This is a genomic window from Rhizobium sp. SG741, assembly GCF_012275435.1.
GTDB classification, from domain to species: domain Bacteria; phylum Pseudomonadota; class Alphaproteobacteria; order Rhizobiales; family Rhizobiaceae; genus Rhizobium; species Rhizobium lusitanum.
Genome location: NZ_JAAZQP010000004.1, coordinates 72,977 through 85,648 on the forward strand (window position 1 = coordinate 72,977; position 12,672 = coordinate 85,648).

A 12,672-nucleotide genomic window follows, 5' to 3' on the forward strand; every position below is an offset into this window, starting at 1 on the left:
TGGTCTTGCGCAAGTCCGCGGTAGCGGCGTTATAGACAAGCTGTGTGACAGTTTGTTGAGGGCAAAAATCCCGGATCGACAGCCATTTTCAGTCGATGCGAGGGTTTTCGGGCGGCCGAACTTTGAATGATCAAGTATTTGAGATGGCGCTAATAAAGACGTGTAATCTAGGACGGTTCGTGCGGGGATTGTTACTTGCCTCGAAAGGGGTGCGTCTTCCTTGCTGGCGGCCTGAATGGTGATGCATGATCTCACCGGACGAATCCATAAAGCAGCGGAGGGGCGCATCGATGGGCATCACTGAAAGGCAGAGGATGGCGGCGGCTGAATGGTATTGCTGCTTCGATCCCGAACTCGATGCGTTGCGGTGGCGGGCGCGCGAGGCCGTGCACGAGCATAACACGATGCCGCCAGTGCAGCGCGGCAATCTCGGGCCGGCTTTGGCTGCGCTCTTCGCTCGCGCTGCGGAGAATGTTTTCATCGAAGCGCCGTTTCACTGCTCCTATGGGATAAACATCTCGCTTGGTCGGCGGGTCTATCTCAATGCAGGCTGCACCATTCTCGACAGTGGCAGCGTGCGCATCGGCGAAGGCAGCATGCTGGGGCCGGGCGTTCATATATATTGTGCGGAACACCACAGGGACCCGGAGAAGCGGCGCGCCGGCATGGAGATTGCGCGACCGGTGACGATCGGCAGGGATGTGTGGATCGGGGGCGGAGCCATTATTCTAGGTGGCGCGACGATCGGCGACGGGGCGATCGTGGGGGCCGGCTCGGTCGTGACAAGAGATGTCGCAGCGGGTGCGACCGTGGTCGGTAATCCCGCCCGGCCTGTCGGCGGGAGCTAGAAAGAGGATCAGTTCGCCGGGCGGCGGCGTTTTGTCCACCACACCGCAAAACGCCGGCGCCAGCGACGGACGACCGGCATATCATGTGACAGCACGATGAAGCCAAGCGGCAGCATCCAGAAGCCGAGCACCGGCATGAAGCCAAGCAGTCCGCCGAAGATGAGGGCAATGCCGACGCCGACGCGCGCAAGCCGCGATCGGGGCAGGGGAATTCTCACAGAGCCGAAAACAAGCTCGCGAGTTGAGGGATCAATGCCGAAACGGCGGGTTTTCCGGCCATTTCGATCGGCATTTGTTGTCGTTTCGCTTTGATCAGTCATCCACAGGAAATGGTGAGGCGGCGAAATAATGCAAGAGAATTCGATTTTTTTGAAAAAACCGCTTGGCAAATCGGGCAAGCGTTTGTATTAGCCCACTCACACCGCGCCAAGCGCATTCCCTGGTAGCTCAGCGGTAGAGCATTCGACTGTTAATCGACAGGTCGCCGGTTCGAATCCGGCCCGGGGAGCCACTCTTTCTGAGAAGAGTTCGTTTTTTCTGTATTATAAAGAATACAGATTTTCTTCCTCGCCACCTCTGAAGTCATCATCGTCGATGATATCCGCGCCGCGGTCAAGCCGCCGGCATCCCCTTCCTCGCCGGTGGTTATTCTGGAGACCGCGTCGCCTGGGCGCGCCTGCGCGATCAGCAGGGAAGCCACGACGGTCTTTTCGGTTGCGCAGCCCGGCTATTTGCGCTTGGGTCGGGCGAAAAGCTTGACTCTAAGGAACAATAAAAATGATGCGCCAATGGATGGTTTTGGCTTTGTGTGTATCGATCAGCGCCGGACACGCTTTGGCTGATACCGATTCCGTCTCGAATGCGAAAACGCTTTGCCGAGCAGTGGACACGACCATTTCGTTATCGCCGTGCACCTATTCCGAAGAAACGAAAACGGTCACGGTCTCTGTCGCAACGAGAGGTGGGGACGCTCAAGAACTCTGCCGAACCATTGAGAGCTCTCTCATAGAAAAGCAGATATATTTCGGTGCCGATCCCTGGAAGCTGAATCTGAAATCGCCGGCCAGCGGCGACGACACGATCGCATCTTGTGATTTGCCGCAAACTCCCCGTTGAAGGGGACGCCGGCCCGGTGGAGTGGTGGGTGAAACGAGAACGGGTGAGATGTCGAAAATCAACGATCTGATAGCGTCGGCAAAGACCGTTTGCGACCGATACGAAAAAGGGCGCATGGAGAGAGAAACAGTCCGAGAATGGGTCTTGCGTCTAGGTGCTTATCCACCGCCGCATGGCGATCGTGTGCGGGAAGCGGCGGAGTGGTTCAGGGCTCACTCTGCAACCGAAGTGCCGGCCGATGTGCGAGATGTCGATCTGGACAGATTAAGAGCAATCTTTTCGCAGTAAGCCGATCGCACTTGATTGTCATCACGGATACTGTAGACACCCAAGAAGAACGCGACTGCCGTTAATTTAGAACGGGGTCGGGCGGCCGATTGACGTCACGTTGCTGCTGCGAGATCACGCAGCCGTTCTTTTGTCCCAAGCCTGAGAGAGTGAACGAGCTGCATCAGCGGAGTGTGCAATTTTATTGCACGCGCCTCCGGGCGCCGATTTCTTCGGCCCTAGTCTGGATGGGATGTCTGTGAATGCAAACTCTCGCAGAGCATCGTGGGTCGAGTGTGTGTTCAGCGCAATCTCGGCCTGATCGTCCTCGTTTGCACGATTCTTTATGCCATTCCACGCACCGCAATTCTTGGCGTAATCCTGGACGACGGCTTCCTAGGCGTGCTATCTGCGTCCATTTTCGTCTCGGAGAAGCAGGCTCTCCGCCACAACTTATCAGTTTGCTTTTGGGCATCTTGACCTGGGAAGGCCTCTATCTTCGCGAAGAGCGGCTTCGAAGCCTCCTGCCCATCCGTTTCTCAATCGGTTGAGAATCGAAAATCCGCTTTGGCAGGGCTCTTTTGTACTGCAACAACAGAGTCTTGCATTCCTGCCGATGAAAGGGTTGCCGGCACGATACAATGGCGGTTTTCGAGCCGCTATCGGCAAATTTCATGCAGATGTGTGTGGTATTTTGACGAAATTTGGTTCAAGGTATGGTTGCTCTCGCGAATGTGAGAAAATGTTCATGTGTCGTTAATCTGAACCAGCGCATGAACATAAGGGCGCGATCCGCGCAGCATAGTCCCCCAATGCTTTAGAGGTTCAACATGAAAAACCTGATTCTTGCTTCTGCACTTGCACTGGCATCGGTCGTTGCCGTCAGCGCACCGTCCGAGGCGGCTCCGATGCATCATCGTCACCATCACCATTGCTATATGAAGAAGGTGAAGCACAGAGTTCATGGCCACTGGGTCATTCGCAAGGAACGCGTCTGCCGTTAATCGGTAGAAGCTTCGAACTGGCGCAAAATCCCCTCTGATTGCAAGTCGGCCGCTACCGATATCCTCGGCAGCGGCCGTTTCGTTTCTGGAACTCTATGAAGAGGGACCTGCGGGACTTTCGTCCCGATGCATTAAGGACGAATTTCGAATATTACGCCGCTTTGATGCCGGCGATGATAGCGGCGGTCGTCGCGCCAGCCACTGTCCCCGCGCCAGCCACCGTCCCGCTGGCGGCCACGGTCCCATCCGCCATCCTCGTGCCAATGACGGCGATCATGACCGCGCCAGCGGCGGCGATTGTCATATGAATCCGGGTGCCAGCGCGTTCCCTGCTCTTGAACCAGAACAATATCTGAAGTCGTCGCGGGCGAAGCGCGGGGCGGCGCTGCCATCGTCGGCATGGTGACCGACAGCAGCGAGCCTACGGCAAGCGCGGCGGTCAAAGCGATCGAAGCGAGGTTTTTCAAAATGATAACTCCTTTATTCAGTCATATGCCCTTGAGCAGTAAACGCTATCGCCGCGACAAGGTTCCCCCTTCTGGTTGATCGGGGATGGTCGCAACACGTTTTGCTCGCAGGGGCTTGACTTCAGGAGCCGCTGGTCAAGAAAAAAGGGGGCCGGCAGGGAAAGCCGGACCCCTTCCTTCTCTGATCGGAGGTCAAGTCAGATCAGGTTAGAAGTTGCGTTCGAAGCGGAGAATGCCGGAGACGGTATCGTCCTTGGCATAGTCATAATGAACGTAGGTCAATTCCGGCTCGACCAGGAGGTTCTTGACCGGGTTGAACTTGAGGTTCGTGGTTGCTTCGAAGATCTTCGAGTCGGTATAGGCGAGCTGGAGGTTCCACTTCAGCTTTTCGTTGATCGGAACGCCGACGCCGCCCCAAACTGCCCAATCGCCCCAGCCGCACTTCGAGCCATTGACGGTGCCGTTCGGCGCCGTGCAAGCAGAGATGTCCTGGTTCGAGCCGGCATACTGGTTCAGCTTCTTGCCGTCCGTGTTGTAGCCGCCCATCAGGAAGGCCGTGAGGAAGCCGAAGTCGGCATCGATACGAGCCTTGACAGCACCTTCTTCGACGATGGAGTCATACCCGCCGACGACCTTGAAGCCCCACGCGCCAGACTTGAAGCCGAGACCGCCAACGACGTTCGGGGCGTAGTGGTTGGACCTCGACTGTTCCCAAGCACCGTCGTAAGTCGTCGAATCGGAAGCGGAGTTGCTATCTTCGAGCGAGATAACAGCCGAGAAGCCGTTGCCGGCGTCATATTCATAGGTCAACTGGTTGAGTTCGTATGGGCCGTCATAGATCACGTCGTCGTTGATGACGTCGCCGGCGTAACCCATGTACAGGTTGTACTGGGAGTCCTTCTTACCAACGGTGAAGCCGCCGAGGCTGATGTAGGACCACAGCAGGTTCGTGCTGGTGGAGCCGCCGTCGTTCCAGTCCCAACGGACGATGGTCTCGGTCTTCAGCGGACCGTATTCGGTGTCCGTCGCGGTGTCGACATTCAGCTCTGCACGGGTGTGCCACAGCGTACCCTGCCTGCTGACGCGATTATAGGCGTTGTACCACTCGCCTTCCGTGCGGACCTTGCCGCCGATCTTGAGGCAGGTTTCGGTGCCTGGGATGAAGAAGTAGCCAGCGCCGTAAGCGTCGCAGATGCGAACGTATTCGAGCGGCTCCGGCTCAGCGGCAACGATAGCGTCGGCCGCATGAGCGCCGGATACTGCTGCCAGCGCAGCAGCGGAGCCGAGAAGAAGGCTCTTGATGTTCATAATAACTCCAATCTTTCTTGATTGGGTATGAGATAACCCGTCGGAAAGACGACGTGCCCAACCCCATCCCGTTCATGTTCCCTATCAGTAGCTGCGAAGTAATAAGCTTCACGAACTATTACCTGAACCTGCTTTGCTGATTTGGCAAGATACTAAGGTTTCCGAACTATGTGCGTGCTATTCGAAAAAAAGCTTTGTTGCAAAAATGACGCAATTCGCCGGGTAAGCTGATTATACGGGCCCCTTTAGCCGCCTTCGTGGAAGTTGTAGCCAGGGGGAGTGCGGCAAGCGATCAAGCGCCTTTGCGTTGCAAGCATTCGCTTGAATGGTGACGCTTGTGACGCGGGATGGGCGCATGGTCTCTCTATCGACGCAGAAGTCCGACATCCCCGCTGGCTCGATATTAAGCCAGGGATCGACGACCCATCGGCAAACCAAACGCATGTAACGTCATGAAATTCGATTTGTATTCCCCACGTGTGCGGTTGGCGATTATCTATTCCCATACCGTCGGCAGATAATGCGGCAGAGATCCGGCATGGCGGACCACACGAAGGCATGGGCCGGATCTCGCTCCGAAAGTGAAGCAATGGGATTTGTAAATTGGCGACTCGTCGGCATTCTCAGATCACGTGGTCGGCATCGCGCTGAAAACTTTCAGCGGCACTATGAGCCATGGGCTGTTTTCTCCATGGAGCTCTTCGAGCGAGAAATCGAGGCCTTCTACAGGCGCTCGCGATTTACCATCGTGATCTCGGCGCGGCGTGATTACGCTGCACGTCTTGTTTGAATTTCGCGAATCCATTTGGTCGTGATTTGAAAAAAGCCGGAGCGTTCGCCCCGGCTTTGTGTGTTCGTCTCCCTTTCATGGTCGACCGTCCAGTTGAATGGCACGTTCCACGAGAAGTTTCGGTCCTGACAGTTTAATTATTCAATGCGCCACCGATAATGGCACCAAGCGCGAAGGCTGCTGCCGGATACCAAAGGCCGTCGCTATGGCGACGGTAGCCGGGTCGACGGTCGCGGTAGCCCCGATATCCGTGATAGTAGCCACGCTCGTCCCGGCCACGGTGCGGCCCCCATCCAGGACGGTCTTGTCCTCTCTGAGGCATATTCCGGTGAACCTCTCCAGACCGATCGCGATGGTGACGCGGCCATTCCTGCGCATTGGCGAGGGGTGCTGCGAGCATTGTGGCAGCCATGGCGACGATGAATATCTTCTTCATTGGTTGTTTCCTTGTTATTCGCAAGGGAACCTTAGTAACTGTGAGGTGAACAGGAAGTGAACTTTAAACCCAAAAATGTAGTCGGGGGGCGATTGCCACACCCCGTTTCGCTGCGGCGAATGACTCCTGCCAAAATTGCCGCGCCCCAAAAAAAATCCAATGATTTCTCAAGTGCTTATGATGGAAAAAGGGGAAGGATGGAGGCCTCGCCCGGAATCGAACCGGGATGCAAGGATTTGCAGTCCTCTGCGTAACCACTCCGCCACGAGGCCATCCGATATATAAAGGCGAGTGATGGCGGGCGTTTAGAACGAATCTTGAATGGGCGCAAGGGCCTCGCTCTGAATATCGCTCTTTTTTCGCTGCGAGTAACAGCTTGCTGGCCGCCTGCTGCGAGTAGGGATGCTCGATGCTTTGCCGTCTACTCTTCCAGGCATGGAAAAGCGAATTTGTAGGAGCGCGCGATTAACGCACTGGCGGGGCGCTCGAGCTGCCATGAATGCTCAGCCATCCACTTGCACGCGATCGCGGTCGCTTTGGCGTTGCTGAGATCGGAGGGGAGGCAAAAGGCGCCGACAAACTGTTGAAGATAATGCTCATAGCGCGATGAGTTCTTCGGCGTTTGCTTGGTGGCCCGAATCGTCAGATTTTTTGTGCGCTGAGCTTCGTCGAGGATTCCCTGGATATAGACGGAGGCAAGCGCCCGATTCTCTTCGCACCATTCGTCAAGCTGTTTGCCGGTGACGAGATGTCCGATAATCGGTGCCGCCGCTTGCGGTGCTTCGTCGCTGAGGGCGGCCTGGGGTGCAAGAAGGATAAGCAAGGCTGCGGTGGAGGGCGAAAGCCTCATTCTGTGACCTACATCATCGAAGAAAGACTGGCGGCCAGGAAAACGACCAGTGGCAGGGAGGTTGCGACGAAAAGAACAAGAGAAATGGACATTCAGCCAGCCTTCTTTTGAAATTTGATCTTAACCCGGATGGCTTCGGGTAGTTGAGCGTGGTCCTGCGGCGTTAAGATTTACTTAACGGGCGTCCCGCTATGGAGCGCCTTTCTCTCTTGTTCACGACAAGATAGGCGCCGCCGCAAGCCATGCGCTCAATTGCATCCTCCGTCCAGGAAATTCCATCGCCGCAACGGACAAGGGCAATGGAGACGGCTCAATCGGCATTTGAACACTGCGGCTGTTGTTCGTTGGAGACGCATGGCGATGAATCTCCACCCCGGTTGCCACGATGCCTTGAAAGCTTGGCCGCACGCGATTAAGACACGCTTAGCACTGAAGCAAAGCCGGCCTATCTGGGGCGTAAAGGGCGCAAGAGGATATGATGGATTTCGAAGCAGCACGCGTGAAGATGGTCGAGAACCAGATCCGCACGACGGATGTCACCTCCCATTCCGTGTTGAATGCATTTTTCGCGGTGCCGCGCGAAAATTTCGTGCCGGAGAAATCGAAGCTCCTGGCTTATGTAGATTGTGATATCGAGATTGCCCCGGCCGCTGCCGGCAAGGCCGCACGCTTCCTCATGGAAGCCTCGCCGCTGGCAAAGCTCCTGCAACTCGGCGTCATCACCAAAGAGGACAAGGTCCTCGATGTCGGTTGCGGCACGGGATATGTCTCGGCCATCCTGTCGCTTATTGCGGATAAGGTCGTGGCTCTGGAAGCCGACGAGGATCTTGCGGCTCAGGCCAAGGCCAATCTTGCCGCGCTCGGCTACGACAACGTGACTGTCGTGACCGGCGATCTTGAAAAGGGCCACCCCGGCAGCGCGCCCTTCAATGTCATTTTTGTCGATGGTTCGGTCGAGCAGGTGCCGCAGGCGCTTCTTGATCAACTCGGTGAAGACGGCCGCCTCATCGCGGTATTGGGCTATGGCCATGCCGCACGCGCCACAGTTTTCATGCGTGAACGCGGCGCCTTTTCGGAAAACGTCTTTTTCAACGCGTCGATCAAGCCGCTGCCGGGCTTTGCCAAGGCAAAGGAATTCGTATTCTGATCGTTTGAGCGATCGACGATGCATTCGCAACAGGCGCCTCCGGGCGCCTGTTTTTTATTGCGCCGACATGTGGCAGAATCGCAAATGCAGTGCGATTCGCAGCGATCGTAACAAAACTGTGCATCACCGGGTTTAGTGCTTTCACGGTGATTTTTTTCCCGAGGACACTCATCTAGGGTGACCCTGATTCGGGTGCTTCTTTCTGCGAGTTTCCGATCGTTGAATATGGGAATACGGGGATGAATATGGCTCAGCCAAATGTAGTGCGTGAACCGTCCATGGAAGAGATTCTGGCTTCGATCCGCAGAATCATCGAAAGCAACGAGCCCGGGGGCGCCAAGCCCATTTCCTCTGCGAATTTTACCAACTCCGGCGCCCGCGATGACGATATTCGCCTGACTGTCGATGAGGAGTTCGCCGCGGCGGATCGAGCACTGGCCGCCGAAGCCGAGCCGCGCTTTGTTGCCGCAAATTCGCAGATGCCTGTCGCCGAGCCGCAAAGCGCGGACCGTGGCCTGTCGCTTGCCGATGTCGCAGCACGCGTTCGCGCCGCTTCGGAGCGCAATGCCGCGCTGCTGAGCGCTGGACGCGAGCTGCCGCAACCGCGCGAACTGCCGCCGGCCATGGCTGCGCGTCTTGCCGAAGCTCGTGGCGAGCGCGTTGCGGACTTCCCGCTGCGAAACGCCGTTACCGACTCGGCGCCGTCAGCCATTCTTCCAATGCCCGAAGTTGCGTCGGCCTCCACGATGGAACCGGAACTGGAGGAGCGGAAAGTGCCTGAGGCTCCCGCTGCCCCACAGGTGGCCGCTCCCGTGGAGATGCCGATTTTCGAGGCGCCGGAACTGCGCGCATCCGTCGCCGCTGAAACCGAAGATTTCTCTGAGCAGGTGCAACATACGTCGCCGTTGATGTCGGAAACCGCCGGCGCGCAGGTCGCCCGCTCGTTTGACGAGCTCGCTGCCGTTGTTGAAGGTGGCCCGCGTCGCTCCCTCGATGAATTGGCCCAGGAAATGCTGCGGCCCATGCTGCAGGAATGGCTTGACGACAATCTGCCGACGCTGGTTGAGCGTCTCGTGCGCGAAGAGATCGAGCGAGTGGCCCGCGGCCCGCGCCGCTGACAGCCTGGGCTTCGGCTAGACGATCCGCCGCTCCGGCCTCCGGGGGGGCTTTTTTATTGACTTGCTCACAGCCATCCTATTTACAACCCGCATCATCCAGTCCTCTAGATCCGGTCCCAAAATGCTCGACAAAACATATGATTCCGCCACCGTCGAACCGAAGATCGCCCAAAAATGGGATGAGGCCGACGCATTTCGCGCCGGTGCGAACGCCAAGCCAGGCGCGGAAACCTTCACGATCGTCATCCCGCCGCCGAACGTTACCGGCTCGCTGCACATGGGTCATGCGTTGAATAACACGCTGCAGGACATCATGGTGCGGTTCGAGCGTATGCGCGGCAAGGACGTGCTGTGGCAGCCCGGCATGGACCACGCCGGCATCGCCACGCAGATGGTCGTCGAGCGCCGCCTGGCCGAGAGACAGCAGCCGGATCGTCATAAGATCGGTCGCGAGGCGTTCATCGAAAAGGTCTGGGAATGGAAGGAAGAGTCAGGCGGCTTGATCTTCAACCAGTTGAAGCGTCTCGGCGCCTCCTGCGACTGGTCGCGCGAACGCTTCACCATGGACGAGGGCTTGTCGAAGGCCGTTCTTGAAGTCTTCGTCACGCTTTACAAGGAAGGTCTGATCTATCGCGACAAGCGGCTGGTCAACTGGGACCCGAAGATGCTGACCGCGATTTCGGACATCGAGGTCGAACAGCATGAGATCAACGGCAATCTCTGGCATCTGCGCTATCCGCTGGAGGAGGGCGTCACCTACCAGCATCCGATTGCTTTCGACGAGAACGGCAAGCCGACGGAATGGGAAACGCGCGACTATCTCGTCGTCGCCACCACCCGACCCGAGACCATGCTCGGCGATACCGGCGTTGCCGTCAACCCGGACGACGAGCGCTACAAGGCGATCGTCGGCAAGCATGTCATTCTGCCGATCGTCGGCCGCCGCATCCCGATCGTCGCCGACGAATATCCGGACCCCACGGCGGGAACGGGCGCGGTCAAGATGACGCCGGCGCACGATTTCAACGACTTCGACGTCGGCAAGCGCCGGGGTCTGCGTGTCGTCAACATTCTGACGCCGGAAGCGACCATCACCATCAAGGACAACGAAGACTTCCTCGAGGGCCTGGATCATCCCGCCGCGCTGCATGGCGCCTGGGATGAGCTGGAAGGCAAGGACCGTTTCGAGGCGCGCAAGATCATTGTCCGCATCTTCGAGGAGGCTGGCCTGCTCGACAAGGTCGAGCCGCACAAGCACACGGTTCCGCATGGCGACCGCGGCGGCGTGCCGATCGAACCGCGCTTGACCGAGCAGTGGTATGTCGACGCCAAGACCCTCGCCGAACCGGCAATCGCTTCCGTCCGCGAAGGCCGTACCAAGCTTGTTCCCAAGAGCTGGGACAAGACCTATTACGACTGGATGGAGAATATTCAGCCATGGTGCGTTTCGCGCCAGCTCTGGTGGGGTCATCAGATCCCGGCCTGGTACGGACCGGATGGACAGGTCTTCGTCGAAAAGACCGAGGAAGAGGCGCTGCAGGCGGCAATCCAGCATTACCTGTCCCATGAAGGGCCGATGAAGGCCTATGTCGAGGACCTGCTGGAAAACTTCAAGCCGGGCGAAATCCTGACGCGTGACGAAGACGTTCTCGACACATGGTTCTCGTCGGCGCTTTGGCCTTTCTCGACGCTCGGCTGGCCGGATGAGACGCCGGAACTGGCGCGTTACTATCCCACCAATGTGCTCGTCACCGGTTTCGACATCATCTTTTTCTGGGTCGCCCGCATGATGATGATGGGTCTTCATTTCATGAAGGACGAGAATGGTGAGCCCGTCGAGCCGTTCAGCACCGTCTATGTGCACGCCCTGGTGCGCGACAAGAACGGGCAGAAGATGTCGAAGTCCAAGGGCAACGTCATCGATCCGCTCGAACTGATCGACCAGTACGGCGCAGATTCGCTGCGTTTCACGCTGGCGATCATGGCGGCGCAGGGCCGCGACGTGAAGCTCGATCCGGCCCGCATTGCCGGCTACCGCAATTTCGGCACCAAGCTGTGGAATGCCACGCGCTTTGCCGAGATGAACGGTGCCAAGAGCGATCCGCATTTCGTGCCGGAAGCAGCCGAGCTCACCATCAATCGCTGGATCCTGACCGAGCTTGCGCGCACGGAGCTAGACGTGACCGAGGCGCTGGAATCCTATCGCTTCAACGATGCCGCGAGCGTGCTCTATCGCTTCATCTGGAATCAGTTCTGCGACTGGTATCTCGAACTGTTGAAGCCGATCTTCGGTGGTAACGACGACAACGCCAAAGCCGAGGCGCAGTCCTGCGCGGCCTATGTTCTCGAAGAGACCTACAAGCTGCTGCATCCCTTCATGCCCTTCATGACCGAAGAACTCTGGGCGCATACGGCAGGCGAGGGGCAGGAGCGTGACGGCCTGATCTGCCATGCCGACTGGCCGGCTCCCTCCTATGCGGACGATGTCGCGGCCGACGAGATCAACTGGCTGATCGATCTTGTTTCCGGCCTGCGCTCCGTACGTTCGGAAATGAATGTGCCGCCGGCGGCCACCGCGCCATTGGTCGTCGTCGGCTCCAACGGCTTGACGCGCGAGCGCCTGTTCCGTCACGACGCCGCCATCAAGCGACTGGCGCGCGTCGAGGGCATCTCGCTCGCCGATACTGCGCCGAAGGGGGCTGCCCAGATCATTGTCGGCGAGGCGACGGTCTGCCTGCCGCTCGGCAACCTTATCGACCTTTCCGCCGAAAAGGGCCGTCTCGAAAAGGCGATTGCCAAGAACGAGCAGGAGATCGCTCGTATCGTCGGCAAGCTCTCGAACGAGAAGTTCGTCGCCAACGCGAACCCGGACATCGTCGCCGCCGAGCGTGAACGTCTCGGCGAGCTCGAAGGGCAGCTTGCCAGTCTGAAGGTGGCGCTTGCCCGGGTCAGCGAAGCCGCCTGAAAACCAAGGCTTTTATCCAAGGAAAGGGCACGCCGACGAAAGTCGCGTGCCCTTTTGTTTGTCCGTCGATTCGACTTGGATTGACTGGAGAAAATATGTCTTTGGCCCGCCACCAGTTTCGCACAGGTGAAATGGTTTACCCTCAAATATGGTGGGTATTGTCGAAAAGCGGAACTGTTGTCAGATTGTAACAGATTTGTTGCCGTGAAGAATGAGAATCTACGTGGGGATGAAAATGATATTTCAGAAGCAAAAATTGCCTAAAATTGTAGATATTCTGGCATGGAGTTCGTTTTCTTACGTAAATCAATTGTTACCTAAAGTCGTTGTCGCTCCCAAAGGCCGCATTGCCAATT

Annotated in this window: 12 protein-coding genes and 2 tRNA genes; 8 read left to right on the forward strand and 6 right to left on the reverse strand. The window is 57.6% G+C overall.

Annotated features, from left to right (window positions below):
* The first annotated feature begins 290 nt into the window (after positions 1-290).
* A complete protein-coding gene (locus FHT29_RS11830; protein ID WP_047557848.1) occupies positions 291-848 on the forward strand; it encodes a sugar O-acetyltransferase in 558 nt (185 codons plus the stop codon).
* Positions 849-856: 8 nt separating this feature from the next.
* Here the strand turns inward: FHT29_RS11830 and FHT29_RS11835 are convergent, their stop codons facing one another.
* Entirely contained in the window at positions 857-1,168 is a 312-nt protein-coding gene (locus FHT29_RS11835) for a membrane protein (RefSeq protein WP_037199979.1), read from the reverse strand.
* A 116-nt stretch (positions 1,169-1,284) separates the two neighbouring features.
* Here FHT29_RS11835 and FHT29_RS11840 point away from each other — a divergent pair.
* The 4 genes from FHT29_RS11840 to FHT29_RS11855 all read left to right on the forward strand — a co-directional run bounded on the left by FHT29_RS11840 (position 1,285) and on the right by FHT29_RS11855 (position 3,235).
* A tRNA-Asn gene (locus FHT29_RS11840) sits at positions 1,285-1,359 on the forward strand.
* 266 nt (positions 1,360-1,625) lie between these two features.
* Positions 1,626-1,964 carry a hypothetical protein gene (locus FHT29_RS11845; protein ID WP_092573668.1) on the forward strand — a complete coding sequence of 113 codons (339 nt, stop codon included), beginning with the start codon at positions 1,626-1,628 and terminating at the stop codon, positions 1,962-1,964.
* A 48-nt stretch (positions 1,965-2,012) separates the two neighbouring features.
* On the forward strand, positions 2,013-2,252 hold the full coding sequence (locus tag FHT29_RS35050) for a hypothetical protein (RefSeq protein WP_037201750.1): 240 nt from the start codon (positions 2,013-2,015) through the stop codon (positions 2,250-2,252).
* A gap of 809 nt (positions 2,253-3,061) precedes the next feature.
* Positions 3,062-3,235, forward strand: a complete 174-nt coding sequence (locus tag FHT29_RS11855) for a hypothetical protein (RefSeq protein ID WP_167669543.1) — start codon at positions 3,062-3,064, stop codon at positions 3,233-3,235.
* Between the two features lie 131 nt (positions 3,236-3,366).
* Here the strand turns inward: FHT29_RS11855 and FHT29_RS11860 are convergent, their stop codons facing one another.
* From FHT29_RS11860 to FHT29_RS11880, 5 genes are all read right to left on the reverse strand, one after another.
* Positions 3,367-3,702 (reverse strand): hypothetical protein, encoded by a 336-nt coding sequence (locus FHT29_RS11860; RefSeq protein WP_168599696.1) that lies wholly within the window; start codon positions 3,700-3,702, stop codon positions 3,367-3,369.
* 207 nt (positions 3,703-3,909) lie between these two features.
* Entirely contained in the window at positions 3,910-5,010 is a 1,101-nt protein-coding gene (locus FHT29_RS11865) for a porin (protein WP_037201757.1), read from the reverse strand.
* 923 nt (positions 5,011-5,933) lie between these two features.
* Entirely contained in the window at positions 5,934-6,236 is a 303-nt protein-coding gene (locus tag FHT29_RS34295; protein WP_210166089.1) for a hypothetical protein, read from the reverse strand.
* A gap of 198 nt (positions 6,237-6,434) precedes the next feature.
* Positions 6,435-6,508, reverse strand: a tRNA-Cys gene (locus FHT29_RS11875).
* Between the two features lie 149 nt (positions 6,509-6,657).
* On the reverse strand, positions 6,658-7,086 hold the full coding sequence (locus FHT29_RS11880) for a Rap1a/Tai family immunity protein (RefSeq protein WP_037201764.1): 429 nt from the start codon (positions 7,084-7,086) through the stop codon (positions 6,658-6,660).
* Positions 7,087-7,561: 475 nt separating this feature from the next.
* Between FHT29_RS11880 and FHT29_RS11885 the strand changes: the two genes are divergently transcribed.
* The 3 genes from FHT29_RS11885 to FHT29_RS11895 all read left to right on the forward strand — a co-directional run bounded on the left by FHT29_RS11885 (position 7,562) and on the right by FHT29_RS11895 (position 12,316).
* A complete protein-coding gene (locus FHT29_RS11885) occupies positions 7,562-8,233 on the forward strand; it encodes a protein-L-isoaspartate O-methyltransferase (protein WP_210255438.1) in 672 nt (223 codons plus the stop codon).
* Between the two features lie 245 nt (positions 8,234-8,478).
* Positions 8,479-9,351: a DUF2497 domain-containing protein gene (locus tag FHT29_RS11890; protein ID WP_168599698.1), complete on the forward strand. Its 873-nt coding sequence runs from the start codon at positions 8,479-8,481 to the stop codon at positions 9,349-9,351.
* A 121-nt stretch (positions 9,352-9,472) separates the two neighbouring features.
* Positions 9,473-12,316 carry a valine--tRNA ligase gene (locus FHT29_RS11895; RefSeq protein ID WP_168599699.1) on the forward strand — a complete coding sequence of 948 codons (2,844 nt, stop codon included), beginning with the start codon at positions 9,473-9,475 and terminating at the stop codon, positions 12,314-12,316.
* Positions 12,317-12,672: the final 356 nt, after the last annotated feature.